This window comes from uncultured Massilia sp. (assembly GCF_913773735.1).
Taxonomy (GTDB): domain Bacteria; phylum Pseudomonadota; class Gammaproteobacteria; order Burkholderiales; family Burkholderiaceae_D; genus Telluria.
The window spans coordinates 40748-60766 of sequence record NZ_CAJYEB010000010.1; the positions used below are offsets into that span (position 1 = coordinate 40748).

General features: G+C 68.4%; 18 protein-coding genes. 13 read left to right on the forward strand and 5 right to left on the reverse strand.

Annotated features, from left to right (window positions below; genetic code table 11):
* The first annotated feature begins 25 nt into the window (after positions 1-25).
* From rpsA to cysM, 9 genes are all read left to right on the forward strand, one after another.
* Positions 26-1732: a 30S ribosomal protein S1 gene (gene rpsA / locus QZ749_RS03645; RefSeq protein ID WP_296943356.1), complete on the forward strand. Its 1707-nt coding sequence runs from the start codon at positions 26-28 to the stop codon at positions 1730-1732.
* Between the two features lie 31 nt (positions 1733-1763).
* Entirely contained in the window at positions 1764-2069 is a 306-nt protein-coding gene (locus tag QZ749_RS03650) for an integration host factor subunit beta (protein WP_161036683.1), read from the forward strand.
* Between the two features lie 298 nt (positions 2070-2367).
* Positions 2368-2673 carry a lipopolysaccharide assembly LapA domain-containing protein gene (locus QZ749_RS03655; protein WP_296943360.1) on the forward strand — a complete coding sequence of 102 codons (306 nt, stop codon included), beginning with the start codon at positions 2368-2370 and terminating at the stop codon, positions 2671-2673.
* A gap of 33 nt (positions 2674-2706) precedes the next feature.
* Positions 2707-3882, forward strand: a complete 1176-nt coding sequence (gene lapB, locus QZ749_RS03660; protein WP_296943362.1) for a lipopolysaccharide assembly protein LapB — start codon at positions 2707-2709, stop codon at positions 3880-3882.
* Positions 3883-3895: 13 nt separating this feature from the next.
* Positions 3896-5269 carry a UDP-glucose/GDP-mannose dehydrogenase family protein gene (locus tag QZ749_RS03665; RefSeq protein ID WP_296943365.1) on the forward strand — a complete coding sequence of 458 codons (1374 nt, stop codon included), beginning with the start codon at positions 3896-3898 and terminating at the stop codon, positions 5267-5269.
* Positions 5270-5276: 7 nt separating this feature from the next.
* The gene (gene rfaE1 / locus QZ749_RS03670; protein ID WP_296943366.1) at positions 5277-6290 is read left to right on the forward strand and encodes a D-glycero-beta-D-manno-heptose-7-phosphate kinase; all 1014 of its coding nucleotides are present in this window, start codon (positions 5277-5279) and stop codon (positions 6288-6290) included.
* 80 nt (positions 6291-6370) lie between these two features.
* Positions 6371-6730 (forward strand): helix-hairpin-helix domain-containing protein, encoded by a 360-nt coding sequence (locus QZ749_RS03675; RefSeq protein ID WP_296943369.1) that lies wholly within the window; start codon positions 6371-6373, stop codon positions 6728-6730.
* Between the two features lie 137 nt (positions 6731-6867).
* The gene (locus QZ749_RS03680) at positions 6868-8259 is read left to right on the forward strand and encodes a M28 family metallopeptidase (protein ID WP_296943372.1); all 1392 of its coding nucleotides are present in this window, start codon (positions 6868-6870) and stop codon (positions 8257-8259) included.
* Between the two features lie 229 nt (positions 8260-8488).
* Positions 8489-9391, forward strand: a complete 903-nt coding sequence (gene cysM / locus QZ749_RS03685; protein WP_296943374.1) for a cysteine synthase CysM — start codon at positions 8489-8491, stop codon at positions 9389-9391.
* Positions 9392-9559: 168 nt separating this feature from the next.
* Here cysM and QZ749_RS03690 read toward each other — a convergent pair whose 3' ends face one another.
* The 5 genes from QZ749_RS03690 to QZ749_RS03710 form a co-directional block, all read right to left on the reverse strand.
* A complete protein-coding gene (locus QZ749_RS03690; protein WP_296943377.1) occupies positions 9560-9904 on the reverse strand; it encodes a hypothetical protein in 345 nt (114 codons plus the stop codon).
* A 439-nt stretch (positions 9905-10343) separates the two neighbouring features.
* Positions 10344-11558, reverse strand: a complete 1215-nt coding sequence (gene mltB, locus QZ749_RS03695) for a lytic murein transglycosylase B (RefSeq protein WP_296943379.1) — start codon at positions 11556-11558, stop codon at positions 10344-10346.
* Positions 11555-13621, reverse strand: coding sequence for a DUF3488 and transglutaminase-like domain-containing protein (locus QZ749_RS03700; RefSeq protein ID WP_296943381.1), 2067 nt, complete (start codon positions 13619-13621; stop codon positions 11555-11557). Before QZ749_RS03700 ends, mltB begins: the two co-directional genes overlap by 4 nt.
* Positions 13618-14655, reverse strand: coding sequence for a DUF58 domain-containing protein (locus QZ749_RS03705; protein WP_296943383.1), 1038 nt, complete (start codon positions 14653-14655; stop codon positions 13618-13620). Before QZ749_RS03705 ends, QZ749_RS03700 begins: the two co-directional genes overlap by 4 nt.
* 2 nt (positions 14656-14657) lie before the next feature.
* Complete coding sequence (locus QZ749_RS03710) at positions 14658-15575, reverse strand: MoxR family ATPase (protein ID WP_296943384.1); 918 nt, start codon at positions 15573-15575, stop codon at positions 14658-14660.
* A gap of 173 nt (positions 15576-15748) precedes the next feature.
* Between QZ749_RS03710 and QZ749_RS03715 the strand changes: the two genes are divergently transcribed.
* The 4 genes from QZ749_RS03715 to ylqF all read left to right on the forward strand — a co-directional run bounded on the left by QZ749_RS03715 (position 15749) and on the right by ylqF (position 20016).
* Positions 15749-16681: a histone deacetylase family protein gene (locus QZ749_RS03715; protein WP_296943387.1), complete on the forward strand. Its 933-nt coding sequence runs from the start codon at positions 15749-15751 to the stop codon at positions 16679-16681.
* Between the two features lie 145 nt (positions 16682-16826).
* Positions 16827-17699 carry a hypothetical protein gene (locus QZ749_RS03720; protein WP_296943389.1) on the forward strand — a complete coding sequence of 291 codons (873 nt, stop codon included), beginning with the start codon at positions 16827-16829 and terminating at the stop codon, positions 17697-17699.
* 44 nt (positions 17700-17743) lie between these two features.
* Positions 17744-19003 (forward strand): hypothetical protein, encoded by a 1260-nt coding sequence (locus QZ749_RS03725; protein ID WP_296943392.1) that lies wholly within the window; start codon positions 17744-17746, stop codon positions 19001-19003.
* A gap of 65 nt (positions 19004-19068) precedes the next feature.
* The gene (gene ylqF / locus QZ749_RS03730) at positions 19069-20016 is read left to right on the forward strand and encodes a ribosome biogenesis GTPase YlqF (RefSeq protein ID WP_296943394.1); all 948 of its coding nucleotides are present in this window, start codon (positions 19069-19071) and stop codon (positions 20014-20016) included.
* The last annotated feature ends 3 nt before the right edge of the window (positions 20017-20019 follow it).

Sequence of the window (20019 nt, forward strand, 5' to 3'; positions counted from 1 at the left end):
CTGCTGGCTAACCTTTCAAAAACTCATGGCTACTGCAGCAAATCAAGATACCGGCATGGAAAGCTTCGCAGCACTCTTCGAAGAGTCGCTGTCGCGTCAAGACATGCGTTCGGGCGAAGTCATTTCGGCCGAAGTCGTGCGTCTGGATCACAACTTCGTGATCGTCAACGCCGGCCTGAAATCGGAAGCTTTCATCCCCATCGACGAATTCAAGAATGACCAGGGCGATCTGGAAGTCCAAGTGGGCGACTTCGTCTCCGTGGCCATCGAATCGCTGGAAAACGGTTTCGGCGATACCATCCTGTCGCGCGACAAGGCCAAGCGCCTGGCGTCGTGGCTGGCCCTGGAAAAAGCCATGGAATCGGGCGAGATCGTCACCGGTACCGTCAATGGCAAGGTCAAGGGCGGCCTGACCGTCCTGACCAACGGCATCCGCGCATTCCTGCCGGGTTCGCTGGTCGACACCCGTCCGGTCAAGGACACCACCCCGTTCGAGGGCAAGACCCTGGAATTCAAGGTCATCAAGCTGGACCGCAAGCGTAACAACGTCGTGCTGTCGCGTCGCGCCGTCATCGAAGCCTCGATGGGCGAAGAGCGCGCGAAGCTGATGGAAACGCTGAAGGAAGGCACCGTGGTCACCGGCGTCGTCAAGAACATCACCGACTACGGTGCGTTCGTCGACCTGGGCGGCATCGACGGCCTGCTGCACATCACCGACCTGGCATGGCGTCGCGTGCGTCACCCGTCGGAAGTGCTGACCGTCGGCCAGGAAATCACCGCCAAGGTCCTGAAGTACGACCAGGAAAAGAACCGCGTCTCGCTGGGCGTCAAGCAACTGGGCGACGATCCGTGGACCGGCCTGTCGCGTCGCTACCCGCAAGGCACCCGCCTGTTCGGCAAGGTCACCAACCTGACCGACTACGGTGCGTTCGTGGAAGTCGAGCAGGGCATCGAAGGCCTGGTGCACGTCTCGGAAATGGACTGGACCAACAAGAACGTGGCGCCGAACAAGGTTGTCCAGCTGGGCGACGAAGTCGAAGTCATGGTCCTGGAAATCGACGAAGAGCGTCGTCGTATCTCGCTGGGCATGAAGCAGTGCAAGGCGAATCCGTGGGACGACTTCGGCATGACCCACAAGAAGGGCGACAAGGTCAAGGGCCTGATCAAGTCGATCACCGACTTCGGCGTGTTCATCGGCCTGCCGGGCAACATCGACGGCCTGGTGCACCTGTCGGACCTGTCGTGGACCGAAGCCGGCGAAGAAGCCGTGCGCAAGTTCAAGAAGGGCGATGAGCTGGAAGCCGTCGTGCTGGCGATCGACGTCGAGCGCGAGCGCGTCTCGCTGGGCGTCAAGCAGCTGGAAGGCGACCCGTTCAACAACTTCGCTTCGCTGAACGACAAGGGCACCCTGGTCACCGGCACCGTGAAGTCGGTCGAGCCGAAAGGCGCCGTGATCGCGCTGAACGACGAAGTCGAAGGCTACCTGCGCGCTTCGGAAATCTCGCGCGACCGCGTGGAAGATGCCGGCACCCACCTGAAAGTGGGCGACAAGGTCGAAGCCCTGGTCATCAACATCGATCGTAAAGCGCGCAGCATCCAGCTGTCGATCAAGGCCAAGGACAATGCCGACACCCAGGAAGCCATGCAGAAGCTGGCTTCGGACAACAGCGCTGCCACCGGCACCACCTCGCTGGGCGCACTGCTGAAGGCCAAGTTCGACAACAAGAACTAATCCGCGGGTTTGACTACCTGAGAGCGAGCAGATGACCAAGTCCGAGCTGATCAACCGCCTGGCTGAACGTTATTCCCAGCTGGTGGCGAAGGATGCGGAGTACGCCGTCAAGACCATCCTCGATGCGATGACCAACGCCCTGGCGAGCGGCCAGCGCATCGAGATCCGGGGCTTCGGCAGCTTCGCGCTGAACAGCCGGCCGCCCCGCATCGGCCGCAACCCGAAGTCCGGCGACAAGGTGATGGTGCCCGAAAAACGGGTGCCCCACTTCAAGCCGGGCAAGCAGTTGCGCGAGCGGGTGGATGCGATGGTCGGGCAGCCGATCATCGAAGACTGAATCGTCTGCTTCGCGCGGACAAAAACGGCGTCCTTTCGGGGATGCCGTTTTTTTTCGTCCGCGGCCGACGTTCTCCGGACGGCGCCTCGGCGTTTTCCTCGTCACCCCGGCGTTTTCCTCGTCGCCCCGGCGAAGGCCGGGGTCCAATTCCCATGCAGACCGACACTGCACGTATAATCACGCACGGTTGACATTGGGCCCCGGCCTTCGCCGGGGTGACGGTGCAGCCGTCGTTTTGAATAATCGTGTCGAATATGCGACACTGCATCTTTGTCGTCTTACCTGACAGGTCTCGTTGATGAAACTCGTCTCCACCATCGCCGGATGCATCCTGTTCATCCTGTTCTTCGGCTTCGCCCTGAAGAACACGCACCAGGTCGACCTGCACTTCTTCCTCGGCTACGAGTTGCGCGGCCCGCTGGTGCTGATGCTGCTGGCGTTCTTCATCGCCGGCGCCTTCCTCGGCATCCTGGCCGTCACGCCGACCGTGTTCCGCCACCGCCGCGAAAGCTCGCAGCACCGCGACACGATCCAGGCGCTGCAAAGCGCCGCCGGCACCGCGGCCGGCGCCCCGCAGCCGGACGGCGTCGCGCCGCGCGGCTGAGGCAAGATCGATCAATCACAGAATAACAAGCACATGGAATTTGAAATCTGGTGGCTGCTCGGCATCCCCGTCTTCTTCGCGCTGGGCTGGATCGCCGCCCGCGTCGACATCAAGCAACTCGTCTCCGAATCGCGCAGCCTGCCGCGCGGCTATTTCAAGGGCCTGAACTTCCTGCTCAACGAGCAGCCGGACAAGGCGATCGACGCCTTCATCGAGATCGTCAAGCTCGATCCGGAAACGGCCGACATGCACTTTGCCCTGGGTAACCTGTTCCGCCGCCGCGGCGAGACCGAGCGCGCCATCCGCGTGCACCAGAACCTGCTGTCGCGTCCGGACCTGCCGGCCGAGCAGAAGGCGCACGCCCAGTACGAGCTGGGCATGGACTACCTGAAGGCCGGCCTGCTGGACCGCGCCGAGGAAACCTTCAACCTGCTGGTGGACACGCAGTACGGCGTGCAGGCGCGGCGCGCGCTGCTGGAGATCTTCCAGCGCGAAAAGGAATGGCGCCGCGCGATCGCCGCCGCCGAAGGCCTGCAGGCCTCGGGCGCGGGCGCCCAGCACAAGGAAATCGCCCAGTTCTATTGCGAGCTGGCCCAGGACGCGCTGGTGCAGCTGCAGCCGGACGAAGCCAAGGCCCTGCTCGACAAGGCGCTGCAGGCCGACCGCAAGAGCGTGCGCGCGACCATGCTGTACGGCGACGCCCAGGTGGCCCAGGACGATATCGAGGGCGCCCTCAAGACCTGGCGCCGCGTCGAGCAGCAGAGCGTGCCGCACGTGGCGCTGGTGGCGACGCGCCTGATGGACGGCTACCGCAAGGTCGGGCGGCCGCAGGAAGGCGTCAACCTGCTGCGCTCCTACCTGGAGGAAGCGTCGTCGATCGACCTGATCGAGGTGGTGTTCAAGGCGGTCATCGAACTGGACGGCGTGGAGGCGGCCAAGCACCTGGTGGTCGAGGAACTGCGCCGCAACCCCACGCTGCTGGGCCTGGACAAGCTGCTCGAGGCGCGCCTGATGGATGCCCCGGCGAACGTCTGGGAAGAACTGTCGATGGTGAAGAACCTGGTGCACGGCTACACCCAGAAGCTGGCGCGCTACCAGTGCAGCCACTGCGGTTTCAAGGCGCGCCAGTACTACTGGCACTGCCCGGGGTGCAACAAGTGGGAAACCTATCCGCCGCGCCGCACCGAAGAATTGAATGTCATGAATTGAGGACAGCACCACCATGAAGATCACGATTATCGGCACGGGCTACGTCGGCCTCGTCACCGGCGCCTGCCTGGCGGAACTCGGCAACGACGTGTTCTGCCTCGACGTCGACCAGGCCAAGATCGACCTGCTCAACGGCGGCGGCATCCCGATCCACGAGCCGGGCCTGGAAGAGCTCGTCGCGCGCAACCGCGCGGCCGGCCGCATCCGGTTCTCGACCGACGTGGCGGCCTCCGTCGCCCACGGCCAGCTGCAGTTCATCGCCGTCGGCACGCCGCCGGACGAGGACGGCTCGGCCGACCTGCAGTACGTGCTGGCCGCCGCGCGCAACATCGGCCGCCACATGGACGGCTACAAGGTCATCGTCGACAAGTCCACCGTGCCGGTGGGGACCGCCGACCGCGTCGCCGCCGCCCTGCGCGAAGAATTGCGCGCCCGCGGCGACGCCGCCGGCGTCGAGTTCGCCGTCGTCTCGAATCCGGAATTCCTCAAGGAAGGCGCGGCAGTGGACGACTTCATGCGTCCGGACCGCATCGTGATCGGCACCGAGGACAGCCCGGCCGGCCAACGCGCGCGCGACCTGATGAAGCTGCTGTACGCGCCGTTCAACCGCAACCACGAGCGCGTCTACTGGATGGACGTGCGCTCGGCCGAGTTCACCAAGTACGCGGCGAACGCCATGCTGGCCACGCGCATCTCGTTCATGAACGAACTGGCGAACCTGGCGGACCAGGTCGGCGCCGACATCGAGGCCGTGCGCCACGGCATCGGTTCCGACCCGCGCATCGGCACCAGCTTCCTGTACGCCGGCGCCGGCTACGGCGGTTCCTGCTTCCCGAAGGACGTGCAGGCGCTCGAACGCACGGCGCGCCAGTACAGCCAGGAACTGTTGATCCTGCGCGCGGTCGAAGCCGTCAACGACCGCCAGAAGCAGGTCCTGGGCCGCAAGGTGGTGCAGCGCTTCGGCGACGACCTCGCCGGCATGCGCTTCGCCGTCTGGGGCCTGGCGTTCAAGCCGAACACCGACGACATGCGCGAGGCGCCGGCGCGCGTGCTGCTCAAGGACCTCGTGGCGCGCGGCGCCACGGTGGCGGTGCACGACCCGGTCGCGATGGACGAGGCGCGCCGCGTGCTGGCGCTCGACCTGGGCGCGGACGCGCTGCAGCGCATCGTCTTCGCGGCCACGCCGATGGAGGCGCTGGACGGCGCCGAGGCGCTGGTCATCGTCACCGAATGGAAGGCGTTCCGCAGCCCCGATTTCGATCAGATCAAGGCGCGCCTGAAGCACCCGGTCATCATCGACGGCCGCAACCTGTACGAGCCGCAGCTGATGACGGGCATGGGCATCGAATACCACGGCATCGGCCGTTCGGTCCTGAGCGGCAAGTGAGGCGTCCATGAGTATCCCCGCAACTACCATCCCGAGCCGCCTGCTGCCGACCGACAGCTACCGCCAGGCCGAGGCCCCGCACCTGGAAGGCGTGCGCCTGCTGGTCGTGGGCGACGTGATGCTGGACCGCTACTGGTTCGGCGACGTCGCGCGCATCTCGCCGGAAGCGCCGGTGCCGGTCGTGCGCATCGAGCGCCGCGAAGAGCGCCTGGGCGGCGCCGCCAACGTGGCGCGCAACGCCGCCGCGCTGGGCACCCATTGCGGCCTGCTGGGCGTGGTCGGCAACGACGAGGCCGGCGACCAGGTCGAGCAGATCCTGCAGGAATCGAGCATCCACAGCTACCTCAAGCGCGACGAGGCGATTTCCACCATCATCAAGCTGCGCGTCATCGGCCGCCAGCAGCAGATGGTGCGCATCGACTTCGAGGACGCGCCCACCGAGACCGTGCTGCGCGACAAGCTCACCCAGTTCAAGGCGCTGCTGCCGGACTACGACGTGATCATCCTGTCCGACTACAACAAGGGCAGCCTGGTCAACGTGGCCGAGATGATCCAGGCCGCGCGCGCCGCCGGCAAGATCGTGATGGTCGACCCCAAGGGCGACGACTTCACGCCGTATGCCGGCGCCACCATGCTGACCCCGAACAAATCGGAGCTCAAGCGCATCGTCGGCAACTGGAAGACCGAGGAAGAGCTCACCGCCAGGGCCCAGGGCCTGCGCGAGGAACTGGGCCTGCAGGCGCTGCTGCTGACCCGTTCCGAGGAGGGCATGAGCCTGTACACCGCGGACGAGGTGCTGCACGTGCACGCCGATGCGCGCGAGGTGTTCGACGTCTCGGGCGCGGGCGACACCGTGATCGCCACGATGGCCGCCATGCTGGGTGCTGGCGCGCCGCTGCCGGAAGCGCTGGCCACCGCCAACCGCGCCGGCGGCATCGTCGTCGGCAAGCTGGGCACGGCGACCGTCACGCGCGACGAGCTGTTCGCGCAGCGCCGCCGCAGCGACGACGGCGGCACCTGAACGGCGTCAACGTCCGGCGCGCTCCTTGCGTTATCGTTGCAGGCGGCATTTGCCGCCTCAACCTTAACGGAGAAGACCAGATGATCAAGAAACTGATGCTTGCCGTCGCCGCCGCGGTCCTGTCGGCATCGACGGGGTTCGCGTTCGCCCAGGTGGACGTCAACAAGGCCGACGTTGCCGCCCTCAACGGCGTCAAGGGCATCGGCCCGAGCATGTCGAAGACGATCCTCGACGAACGGACCAAGGCGGGGCCGTTCAAGGACTGGGCCGACTTCCAGAAGCGCGTCAAGGGCGTGGGCGACAAGCGCGCCGCCAAGCTCTCCGAGGCCGGCCTGCAGGTGAACGGCCAGGCGAAGGAAGGCGCCGCCGCCAAGCCCGAGGACAAGGCCGCCAAGCCGAAGACGGCCGCCAAGCCGGAGACGGCCAAGTCCGCGACCTGATCCGCGTTTCCCCGTGTCTCGACGACCCCGCCGCGTGCGGGGTTTTTGCTTGTAAGTACTGCATGTCGTCCATCATGCGTGAGAAGATGGTTGCGCTCCACGCGAGCGCCACGACAACAACGCTATCCAGGAACGCCATGACGCACCCATCCTTCCCGTCCCTCCGCTCCCGCCGCGCCATCCTGCTCGCCTGGGCCTTCGCTGCCCCGCTGGCCCAGGCCCAGGCGCCGTCCGCGCAACCGGACCCGGCCCGCCACCAGCCGGCCGTCGACAGGATCGTCGCCGAGATCTCGCCCCAGCGCATCGAAGGCTATATCCGCAAGCTGGTGAGCTTCCAGACCCGCCACACGATGTCCGATACCACGTCCGACACCACCGGCATCGGCGCCGCGCGCCGCTGGATCAAGTCCGAGCTGGAGCGCTGCGGCGCCGGCACGCGCCTGCAGGTGGCGTTCGACAGCCACGTGGCGCCGGTGTCGGCGCGCATCTCGCGCCCGACCGAGATCGTCAACGTGGTCGCCACGCTGCCGGGCCGGCAGGCGGCGTCGAAGGACCGCATGTACGTGGTCAGCGGCCACTACGACACCCGCGTCAACGACGTGATGGATACCACCACGTTCCAGCCCGGCGCCAACGACGACGCCTCGGGCACGGCGGCGGTGATGGAGATGGCCTGCGTGATGGCCAGGCACGACTTCGACGCCACGCTGGTGTTCATGACCGTGGCGGCGGAAGAGCAGGGCCTGCTGGGCGCCGGCCACTTCGCCGAGCAGGCGAAGCAGAAGCACCTGGACATCGCCGGCATGTTCACCAACGACATCATCGGCAGCTCGCGCAGCGAGACCGGCCACGTCGACGACACCCAGGTGCGCCTGTTCGCCGAGGGCATCCCGGCCGCCAGGGAGATGAGCGAGGCCAACCGCACGCTGGTGCGCACCGGCGGCGAGAACGATTCGCTCTCGCGCCAGCTGGCGCGCCACGTGAAGGAGCAGGGCGAGCGCTACGTGCCGGGCTTCAAGGTCAGCGTGATCCAGCGCGCCGACCGCTACCTGCGCGGCGGCGACCACATGCCGTTCCTGGAGCGCGGCTACGCGGCGCTGCGCTTCACCGAGCCGGCCGAGGACTTCGACCACCAGCACCAGGTCGTGCGCAAGGAAGGCGGCAAGCAGATCGGCGACCTGCCGGAGTTCGTCGACTTCGCCTACGTCGCCAAGGTGGCGCGCGTGAACGCGGCGTCGCTGGCCACGCTGGCGCTGGGCCCGTCCGCGCCGAAGGAGGTCAGGATGCTCACGGCGAAGCTGGAAAACGATTCGACGATGCGCTGGGCGCCGAACCCGGAACCGGACGTCGCCGGGTACCGCATCGTGTGGCGCGACACCACGGCCGCGCAGTGGCAGGGCGCGCAATGGGTCGGCAACGTCACCGAGGCGACCGTCAAGCTGTCGAAGGACAATGTGTTCTTCGGCGTGCAGGCGGTGGACAAGGACGGCAACGTCAGCGTCGCGAGCTACCCGCTACCGCAACGGTAACGGGTCGCCGCGACGCGTAGGGTGGGCGGCAGCGCCGCCCACGCGGTGATACGCGCCGTTGTCGTCGTCGAGCGCGCAATCGAAGCCGGTCCGGCCGTTCGCGATCGCGCGCACGGCACCATCCGGGCCACGTATCGCCGCGTGGACGGCAGAGCCGTCCTCCCTACCGGATACGGCATGCGCGATCTCGGATTAGAATGGCGCTTTCGCATACGCAAAAGAGCAAGCAATGGCATACAAGACCATCGAAGACACGATCGGCAATACCCCGCTGGTGCAGCTGGTGCGCATCCCGGGAGCGGATGCCGCGGCCCGCAACAACATCATCCTCGGCAAGCTCGAAGGAAACAATCCGGCCGGTTCGGTGAAGGACCGCGCCGCCATGTCGATGCTGCGCGGCGCCGAGGCGCGCGGGCAGATCAAGCCGGGCGACACGCTGATCGAAGCCACCAGCGGCAATACCGGCATCGCGCTGGCGATGGCGGCGGCGATCCGCGGCTACAAGATGGTGCTGGTGATGCCCGACAACCTGTCGATCGAGCGGCGCCAGAGCATGGCCGCCTACGGCGCCCGGATCGTCCTGACGCCCAAGACCGGCGGCATGGAATACGCGCGCGACCTGGCCGAGCAGATGCAGAAGGACGGCCAGGGCATCATCCTCGACCAGTTCGCCAACGAGGACAATCCGCGCGCCCACTACGAGACCACCGGTCCCGAGATCTGGCGCGACACGAAGGGCCGCGTCACCCACTTCGTCAGCGCGATGGGCACCACCGGCACCATCATGGGCGTCTCGCACTACCTGAAGGAACGCAACGAGGCGATCCGCATCGTCGGCGCCCAGCCGGAAGACGGCTCGTCGATCCCGGGCATTCGCAAGTGGCCCGAGGCCTACCTGCCGAAGATCTTCGACAAGGCGCGCGTCGACCAGGTCGAAAGCGTGACCCAGGCGGCGGCCGAGCAGATGGCGCGCAGGCTGGCGGCGGAAGAGGGGATTTTCTGCGGTATTTCCGCGGCCGGCGCATGCGAGATCGCCTTGCGCATCTCGCAGACCGTGGAGAACGCGACGATCGTGTTCATCGTCTGCGACCGCGGCGATCGTTATCTGTCGACGGGCGTGTTTCCCGCCTGATGGGAGGGTTCCCGGCGCGACGCTTGGGCGCTGGGCGGCCTCGTCATGGGCATGGCGCCCGAGGCGGTGTCCCTGGTACGGGACGAAGGCAGGACAGGCTGGTAAAGTACCGTGCGGTACGGCGCGGCGGCATCGCCCGGACGCCGCCGACCGGCCAGGAGGCCACGATTACTGCTCGGCGCCGTTGGCGTTGTTGTCCTTGTCCTTCGGCTTGAACTGCTTGTCGCTGATGCGGAACTTGGCGCGGCGGTCGCCCATCAGGTAGCGCAGGTCGCGGATCGACAGGTCCGAGACTTCGTGCATGCGGATCAGCAGCGAAGCGCCGACCGGCAGGCGGTGGTGGCGGATCTTCGAGATGACCGGCGGGGCCACTTCCAGCGCGCGCGACAGGGCGGCATCGTTCTTCAGGCGCAGGTTCTCGATCAGAGTGTCGAGCAGGCGGTTCGGGTTGTACTGCAACAGCTCGTCGTTTTCCGAATCGCTGTTCATGTCAATGCCGACTTGGTTCGTCATGATTCACTATTCCTCGTTTGGTTGTCCAGGCTTAAGCTTTTCGACACCTAAAGGTTTCGAAAAATTCTACTAAATTATACAACTAAATGCTATTTAGTACTTAAGAGCAAGAAGGTACAAGGCGCTTGTTGCAAGACGTTGTCTCACTGCAACAATAGCCTCAATGCAATTCTCTCACAAACTCACCGAAAAAATAATTGTTTTTTATTTAAACTTAAGTCTAGAGCAATTTTCGATGCGTCGCCGCACGCTAAAGAATTGTATGATGGAATGACAACTTGAGAGGGGGTATCGGGATGCTAAGTGTATTTCCTAGGAGAACTGTTCTACGGAAAAACCTATACACCCCGGGAGTATAACGTTGTCACCACTGCATGAACTCAGCAGTATTGCCGGAAAACACGTTACAAACTGATACAAAGTTTCTGCCGGAGCAAGCTCAAATCCCGCGCGCCTGCTTCACCGCCCGGCCGAGTTCCACGACCGACATGGCATAGAAATAACTTCGATTGTATTTAGTGATAGCAAAGAAGTTAGTATTGGCGACCCAGTACTCGGTGGGCTCGGCGCCGTTCTGCAGGTCGACCAGGCCGTACAGGCGTTCCGGCGACAGCGCGGCCGCCGTCGCCACGCCGGCGCCCGCCAGCTCGGCCGGACGGTAGCGCGGGCTCAGGCCGCCCAGCAGCGGCTGCCAGGCCAGGCTCGGCGCCACCTCGGCCGGGAACGCCGGGGGCCCGCCATCGTTGCGGTCCCAGCCGTGCTCGACCAGGAAGTTGGCCACGCTGCCGATCGCGTCCTGGGCCGAGGCGCGCAGGTCGACGATGCCGTCGCCGTCGAAGTCCACGCCATATTTCAGGATATTGCCCGGCATGAACTGCGGCATGCCGACGGCGCCGGCGAACGAACCCAGCAGCGAAAACGGGTCGATGCCTTCCTTGCGCGCCAGCAGCAGAGTATGTTCCAGCTCGTCGCGGAAGAAGGCCATGCGCTCGGCGCGGTTGGGCGCTTCCGGGTAGGCAAAAGCGAGGGTGGTCAGGACGTCGACGATGCGGAAGCGCCCGGTGTCGCGGCCGTAGATCGTTTCCACGCCGATGATGCCGACGATGATTTCCGCCGGCACGCCGTACCTGGCCTCGGCGCGCGCCAGGGCGTCGGCGTTCTCGTTCCAGAAGCGCACGCCGGCGTTGATGCGGATCGGCTCGATGAAGCGGCTGCTGTAGGCTTGCCAGTTCTTCGGCTTGCCCGGCGGCGCCGGCTTGACCAGCTGGACCGCGGAATCGATGAAGCGCACCTTGCCGACCAGTTCCTGCAATGCCGCGCGGTCGAAGCCGTTGCGCGCGACCATGTCGTCCTCGAAGTCGCGCACGGCCTGCCATTCGCCGAAATTGACCTGCTCGCCGTCGTAGTCGATGCGCGGGCGCGCGGCCACGGCGGCCGCACCTGCCGCACCTGCGACCTTGGCGGCCACCTTGCCCTTGGCGGACTTGCCTTTGGCGGACGTTGCCTTCTTGCCGGCCTTGGCCGTCCTGGCGGTCGACCTGGCCTTGGCGGCGTGGGCGGAAGTGGCGTGGAGCAGCGCGGGGGCGGCGACGGCATCGACCGTCGGCGCCGCGCCGACGGCGAGGGCAAGCAGCAGCGGGAAGAAGGATTTCATCGAACTCGGGACAACAACGCTTTCAGGATCGGAACCAGGGTGGATGCGCCGCCGGCATGCGGGCCGTAGCGGAAGGCGCTGTAGCGGCGCAGGAACTCGCCGGCCGCGGCGCGTGCGCCGGCGTCGAGCTCGACACCACCGGACGCACCGGACGCACCGGACCCGGCGGGCGCCATGGCGGCGATGCGCGCCGCGTACGCCGTCGGCCCTTCGCTGGGCGCGCGCGGCAGGCCGCGCTGGCCGAGGCGCCGGCACAAGGCCGAGTATAGCGCATCGACCGGATCGACTTTGCGCCGCCGCCAGAATTTTCCTGCTATAAACAACAGCAGGCAGAGCATGGCAAGGGCCCCAATGGCTTGCCAATTGAACATTCCGTTTTGCAGGCGCCGCACGAGGTCGTGCTGGCGCTGCGGCGTGTAGTTCAGCACCCACTGGTTCCAGCCGTTGTTGGCGGCGCCGAGGGCGTAGCGGAGCTTGCCCAGCAGCGAATCCGGGTCGGGCTGCATCAGCCGGCCCAGCCCCTCGATGCCGAACGGCGCCGGCGGCAGCGCGCGCGCCAGGCTGCGCTGCACGCGCTCGGGCGCCACCATCGCGGTGGGATCGACGCGCACCCAGCCGCGCCCGGCCAGCCAGACCTCGGCCCAGGCATGGGCATCGGACTGGCGCACCGTCAGGTAGCCGTCGAGCGGATTCATCTCGCCGCCCTGGTAGCCCGTCACGACGCGTGCCGGCACGCCCGCCGCGCGCATCAGGAACACGAAGGCGCCGGCGTAGTGCTCGCAAAAGCCGGCGCGCGTGTCGTACAGGAAAGCGTCGACCGTGTTCCTGCCTTGCAGCAACGGAGGCTGCAGCGTATAGACGTAGCCGCCCTTGGCGAACCCTTCCAGCGCCGTCCTGACGCGCACGGCCGGGTCCGGCTCCAGCGCGAGCCGGCGCCCGGCGGCCAGCGTGCGCGGATTGCTGTTCCAGGGCAGCAGCAGCCAGCGCGCGCCGTCGGCCAGGCTGGGGCCGGCCTGCAATTCGTAGCGCACATAGGACACGAGGTCGTAGCGCAGGCGCTCCGTGATGGGGGCGCCGGCCTGGAGTTCCAGTTCGCCGCTCACGCTGACGGGCCGGTCCGGCAAGCGCGGCAACGCCTGCGGCACCTCGAGCGCGAACAGCCAGCGCGCGTTCGACGCTTCCTGCGTGACCTGGTAGCGCAGCGGCGCGCCGCCCACGGCGATCGACAGCGGCTGCATGGGCGGATTCGTCCCCCGCGGCAGCGGCAGCACGCGCGTCCAGGTCTTGCCGTCGAAGCTGCCCAGCACCGGGCCGCGCCAGTACAGCAGCGGCTGGGGCGGCGGCGCGTCCGCGAAGCGCACGCGGAACGCGACTTCCTCGGACTGGGCCAGGTCGGACAGCTGGCCGGGCGACATGGTGTCCGACAGGCCCGTCCTGGCGCTGCGCGACGCGTCCGGCATGCCCCACAGCGGCCCCTCGATGCGCGGGAACAGCACGAAGACGGCGGCGGCCAGCGGCAGCGCCAGGGCCAGCATGCGCGCGCTCATCAGGAGCCGCGTGCGCAGCGGCGGGACGCGGCCGGTGAGCTGGAACGACAGCTGGGCCGCCAGCAGGAACACCAGGGAGACCAGCATCAGCACGGCGGTGCCGATGCTCTGCGAATAAAAGAAATTGGTCAGCACCAGGAAGAAGCACAGGAACACGACGACGAACAGGTCGCGCCGCGCATGCATTTCCAGCATCTTGAAGGCCACCAGCATGACCAGCATGGCGACGCCGGCGTCGCGGCCCAGCAGCGTGTCGTAGCTCTGCAGCACGCCCGCCATCGCGGCGGCCGCGATCGGCACCAGCACCAGGTTGCGCGGCAGGCGCCGGCCCAGCAGCGTGAGGCCGGCGCGCCAGGCCAGCGTGGCGCCGCACAGCAGGCTCACCCACAGGGGCAGGTGGGCCGCGTGCGGCGCCAGCACCAGCACCGCGGCGGCGATCAGCAGCAGCGTGTCGCGCTTGTCGCGCGACAGCGCCTGCAGCCGGGTCCGGACCGACGGCGAGGACGGGCCGCTCATGGCGCCTCCGGGTGGCCGTACAGCGCCAGGGCGCGCAGGCAGGCCGCCTGGTGCGCCGCGCCCAGGGCGGCGTCGTACTCCAGGGGGCCGAGCCGCAGCGCGTAGGGCAGGGCGCGCAGCTCGGCTTCCAGCACCCAGCGCGCCATGCGCGACAGGCGCAGTTCCAGGTCCAGGCGCGGCGGCAGGGCGTCGAAGTCGAGCAGCAGTTCGTCGACGGAGCCGCCCTCGAACTGCTTGGTGACGAGCTGGCCGCCCAGTGCCGGGTCGAGGCGCGCGATCTGGCGCCAGGCCAGGCGGCGCAGCGGATCGCCGGCCTGGTAGCTGCGCACGCCGGCGAAATCGTCGCTGCCGGCCTGGCCGCCGCCGTCGGGACCGGGGCGGCCGCTGGATGGCAGCGGCGGCGCGTCGATCTCGGGCGCCGGGTAGACCAGCGCCCGGCTGTCCGGCTGCCACCAGCTCCAGGCGCGGAACAGGCCGAGCGGGAAGCGGGTGGCCACGCGCACGCGCGGCGCCGCCAGCCAGCCGCGCGCGCGCGCCGGCACGGCCAGCACGACGGTGGCGCCGTCGCCCGCGGCGACGTCGAGCGCATGGCGCGCCGCGCCGGCGCCGTCGACGTCGATCTGGATGGCGTAGCGTTCCAGCGCGCTGGTGTTGGCGACGTGCAGTGCGAACTGGGCCTCGGCGCCGGCGAAGGCGTCCGGCGCGCGGCCGGGACGCAGCGTCAGCCCGGCCAGGTTGCGCCAGGTGGCGACCATGTCGACGATCGCGCAGGCGCCGGCCAGGAAGGTCAGGCCGAAGCCCAGGCCGAGGCTGTAGTTGATCGAGCCCACCAGGAGCACCAGCACCAGCAGGCCGAAGCCCAGGCCGGCGCGCGTGGGCACGATGTACACGCGGCGCTGGCCGAGCACGACGTCGCCGCGGTCGTGCGCGGTGGCGCGCGTGCGCCAGGCGTCGCGCAGGCGGCGGCGCCGGCGCGCCAGCCAGCCGTCCGGTCCGCGCAGCCCGTCCGCCGCCGTTGCCGCCGTGTCCTTCATCGCTAGACCGGCACCGATTTCTGCAGCTGCAGCACGAGGTCGCGGCTGGCGCCGCCGCCGTGCACCGACTTCAGCGGGCGCAGGCGGTGCGCGCAGACGGGCACCAGCAGGGCCTGGATGTCCTCGGGGATCACGTGGTCGCGTCCCTCCAGCGCGGCCCAGGCGCGCGCCGCCTGCAGCAGCGCCAGCGTGGCGCGCGGCGACAGGCCTTCGGCGAACAGCTGGCCCGAGCGCGAGGACTGGGCCAGCGCCTGCAGGTAGTCGACCAGCGCGCCGGAAGCGTGGATGCCGCGCAGCGCGCGCTGGGCGTCGAGCAGTTGTTCCGGCCCCATCACGGGTTCCAGCGTCCTGAGCATGGCGCGCCGGTCCTCTCCCATCAGCAGGGCGCGCTCGGCGGCGGCGTCCGGATAGCCTAGCGACAGGCACATCAGGAAGCGGTCGAGCTGGGATTCCGGCAGCGGGAAGGTGCCGACCTGGTGCGACGGGTTCTGGGTGGCGATCACGAAGAACGGTTCGGGCAGCGCGCGGGTGGTGCCGTCGGCCGTGACCTGGCGTTCCTCCATCGCTTCCAGCAGGCCGGACTGGGTCTTGGGCGTGGCGCGGTTGATCTCGTCGGCCAGCAGCACCTGGGTGAAGATGGGGCCGGGGTGGAACACGAAGCCGTTCTTCTCGCGCTCGTAGACGGAGATGCCGGCCACGTCGGCCGGCAGCAGGTCGCTGGTGAACTGCACGCGGTTGAAGCGCAGGCCCAGCGTGAGCGCCAGCGCATGGGCCAGCGTGGTCTTGCCGACGCCGGGCACGTCGTCGATGAGGAGGTGGCCGCCGGCCAGCAGGCAGGTCAGCGCCAGCCGCACCTGCTGGTCCTTGCCGACCACGACCTGGCTGACCTGGCGCGCGGCGGCATGCAATTGGTTGAACATGATGGCTTCCTGTCGGGGTTCGTGATGCGATGTGCACAAGGGTGGTGCACATGGTAGATTAGCGCCATCGGCAATCTTTTTACTCCAGCATCAACACATGCTGCTCCGGCGATTTTATGCGAGATCGGCATGCGCGGGGCGATACGGATGAGCGCAGGACACCACCAGCAAGCATGAGCACAGCAATCTACAGCCACCCGGACTGTTCCCTGCACGAGATGGGCGACTGGCACCCCGAGTCCCCGGCGCGCCTGCGCGCCATCGAGGACCAGTTGATTTCCGCGCGCCTCGACGGCCTGGTCGACCACGTCAGCGCCCCGCTGGCCGACGAGTCCGCGATCCTGCGCAACCACACGCAGGGCGCGCTCGACCTGGTGCGCGACAACCTGCCCGCCGCCGCCGGCGAACACTACCCGCTCGACGGCGACACCCTGCTGTGCAAGGACAGCTACCGCGCCGCGCTGCGCGCCGCCGGCGCCGCCGTGGCCGCCACCGACGCCGTCATCGCCGGCACCATCGACAATGCCTTCTGCGCCGTGCGCCCGCCCGGCCACCACGCGCGGCCGACCGAGCCGATGGGCTTTTGCCTGTTCAACAACGTCGCCATCGCCGCGCGCCACGCGCTCGAGGTGCACGGCCTGGAGCGCGTCGCCATCATCGATTTCGACGTCCACCACGGCAACGGCACGGCGGAATCCTTCCACGACGACCCGCGCGTGCTGATGGCCAGCTTCTTCCGCCATCCGTTCTATCCGTACAGCGCGCCCGAACCCGTCACCGCCACCAGCATCAACATCCCGGTGCCGGCCTACAGCGGCGGCGACGTCGTGCGCCGCCTGGTCGAGGACCAGTGGATGCCGGCGCTGCACGCCTTCCGCCCGCAGATGGTGTTCATCTCGGCCGGCTTCGACGCCCACAAGGAAGACGACATGGGCGGCATGGCGCTGGTCGAGGCCGACTACGTGTGGATGACGCACAAGGCCATCGAGATCGCCAGGCAGTATGCCGGGGGCCGCATCGTCAGCGTGCTGGAGGGCGGCTACGCGCTGTCGGCGCTCGGGCGCAGCGTCGTGGCGCACGTGAAGGCCCTGGCCGAACTCGACTAGGGTCGCGCCGCGGCGCGCAGGGTGGGCGGCCGCGCCGCCCGTTCCGGCGCGCACCCGATCGGCACCTGGTACGGCATGCCGCCCGAACCGCCGCGTTGCGCCGTTGTCCAACCCACGGCAGCAAGGACAACCAGGCGGAGGGGACATGAACGCACTGCGCACGCTCGTCGCGACGTGGCTGGTCGCGCTGGCGCTACCGGCATCGGCCACCAATTACACGCTGTGGGTCAATGGCCGCACCGGCGGCGGCATCGTCGGCAACTACGACAGCTTCGGCTACTGGGGCCCGGCCTCGACCCCGGCCGGCATCAACAAGAAGTCCGCCAACTGGGACGGGCGCGGCAGCATCGCCTCGCAGAGCCCGCGCCTGCGCGACGCCCTCGACTGCTTCTGCACCGGCGGCAACTGGTGCTACGTGGCCGCCCACAGCGCCGGCGACCTGCTGGTCGGCTACACGCTGGCCAACTATGGCGGCACGGTACGCGCGAACAAGAACGCGGTGGCGAACGCGTCCGGCGTGTGCGGCAATGCCGGCGGCACGCAGACGGGCTGGAACATCAAGTGGGTGCGCGTCGCGGCCGGGTCCGCCGGCGGCTCGGAACTGGCCGACATCGGTTCCTGGACCACGTCGGAACCGCTGGTCCAGGACCTGCGCACCAGCACCGCGCGCGCCATGTACAACCACAACGCCACGCGCGGCATCTGGTTCCACATGTACGCCGGCGCGCGCGGCACGCTGTACTCCGGCATCCTGCCGGGCCAGGACGACGAGGTCGAGGCCTACCACAGCGCCGGCGGCGTCGCCGGCAGTGCCGGCCGCGCCCTGTGCAATCCGGGCGACTGGTTCTGCGACGACCTCACCCTGGGCACGGCGCAGAACCAGGGCGGCAGCAGCAAGTGGGCGTTCCACTCGGTGGCCTTCCGCGACGACGGCGAGGACCATCGCCACTACACGGGCGGCAACTGGGGCGGCATCGTGTCGGTGCTGCGGGCCGCGGTGGTCGACAGCGCGCGCTGAACGTGCGGTCCCGGCCATCCTCGCGCCCGCGGCGGACGGCGTCGGTGCTGGCCGCCGTACTGGCCGCCATACTGGCCGCTTTGCTGGTCGCCGCTGTCCTGGTAGGACTGGCGCCATGGGGCGCGGCCGACGCGCCGTCGTCCGCACCGGCCGCCGCGGCCACGGCCTTCGCGCCCCCGGCAACCCCGTCCACCGGGCCGGCGCCCGCCGATCCGGCGCGGCAGCGGGAGCGTCGCCGGCTGCTGGAGGCGGTGCGGGAGGCCGAACGCACCTACTGCAGCTACCGCGCCGCCAGCCGCTACCCGCCCGGTGCGCGGCCGATGGCCGAGAACGCCGACCAGGCGCGGCCCAACGATCCGGTGGTGTCCACCGGCGCCATGCGCCTGGACGGCGAGGGCAGCGACGACCGGGTGCGCCTGCAGGCGTCGCAGTCGCGCGTCTACCTGGGCGCCGGCGAAGCGGTCACCTTCACGCTGCGCGCCGTCGACGAGGACGGCAGGACGCTGCCATTGGCGGTCTCGTCGGCATTCGCCCAGGGCGTCACCCAAGCCGGCACGCCCGAGGCCGGCCGGGTGGCGCTCGCCTTCGCCGACGACGGCGCCGGTGCCGGTGCCGCAGCCGCAACCGCAACCGCAGCCGCAGCCGCATCCGCGGCCGATACCGTGGCCGATGACGGCACGTTCACCGCCGTGCTCGCGCCGGGCCAGGGCGTGCTGGCGCGCTTCGACGGCACCATCCGCGCCGAAGTGCGCTACGCCGTCGGCGGCCGCGCGGGCATCGTGCAGTTCGACGTCATCCACACGCCCGACCTGCCGGCCGCCTGGACCGGCCGGGTGCGCGCGGCGCTGGAAGCGGGAGCGCTGGATTTCTACCTGGGGCTGGACGTGCGCCGGGCCGGGCGCTACGTCGTCAGCGGCCGCGTCGACGATGCGCACGGGCAGCCGTTCGCGCTGCTGACCTTCGACGAGGTACTGGACGCCGGACCCGCCGAGGTCAAGCTGGCGCTGTTCGGCCGGCTGGTGCGCGACGGCCGGCCGGCACTGCCGCTGACGCTGCGCGACGTCGAGGGCTACCTGCTCAAGGAAGACGGCGACCCCGACCGTATCATGCTGCCGCGCCTGCAGGGGCGGGTGGCGGCCAGCGTCCAGCAAGACGCGGCCGGCTTTTCCACTGCCGAATGGCAGAGCGAGGAGAGGAGCCGCTACCTGGCCGAATTCGCGCGCGACGTGGCGCGGGCGCGCGCCGGACTGGCGGCCGTCGACCCGGCCGCGCCGCCGCCGCCGGCTGCCTGCGTGGCGCCGTGAAAAGCCGTGTCCGTACGCCGTACCGGCGTAAAATAGCGGATTGAACGCAGAATTAGAGATCAAGCATGTCGATACAATGGTTCCCGGGCCACATGGCCGCCGCCCGCAAGCAGGCCGCGGAGCAGATGGAAAACACCGATGTGGTCATCGAGGTACTGGACGCGCGCCTGCCGCAGGCGAGCAGCAACCCGATGGTCGAGGAATTGCGCAAGTTCCGCAACAAGCCCTGCCTGAAGGTCCTGAACAAGACCGACCTGGCCGACCCCGCCGCCACCGCGGCCTGGGCCGCCTGGTACGACGCCCAGGAGGGCGTCAGCGCCTACCCGATGACGACCAAGAAGCCGGCGGAGGTGGCGAAGATCCCCGAACTGTGCAAGACGCTGGCGCCGCACCGCGGCGTGCCGACCAAGCCGCTGCGCATCATGATCATGGGCATCCCGAACGTCGGCAAGTCGACCCTGATGAACGCCCTGCTGAAGAAGCGCGTGGCCAAGGTCGGCGACGAGCCGGCCGTGACCAAGTCGCAGCAGAAGCTCTACCTCGACCAGTTCACCGTGCTGGTCGACACGCCGGGCATGTTGTGGCCCAAGATCGCCATGGAAAGCGACGGCCTGATGCTGGCCGCCAGCCACGCCGTCGGCACCAATGCCGTGATCGAGGAAGAAGTCGCGGAATTCCTGGGCGGCTTCCTGCTCGAACGCTACCCGCAGCTGCTGGCCGCCCGCTACGGCTTCAAGACCGAGGGCCTGGACGGTTTCGGCGTGATCGAGGGCATCGCCCAGCGCCGCGCCTTCCGCGCGCGCGGCGGCGACTACGACTACGAAAAGGCGGCGCACACGCTGCTGGTGGACTATCGCAGCGGCGCGCTGGGCCGCATCAGCCTGGAAACCCCGCAGTCGCGCGCCGAGGCGCTGGAGCGCCACCGCATCGCGATGGAAGAAAAGGCGCGCATCGCGGCCGAGAAGGCGGCGCGCAAGGCGGAAGAGGCGGCGCGGGGGAAGCGGGGGACTTGATGA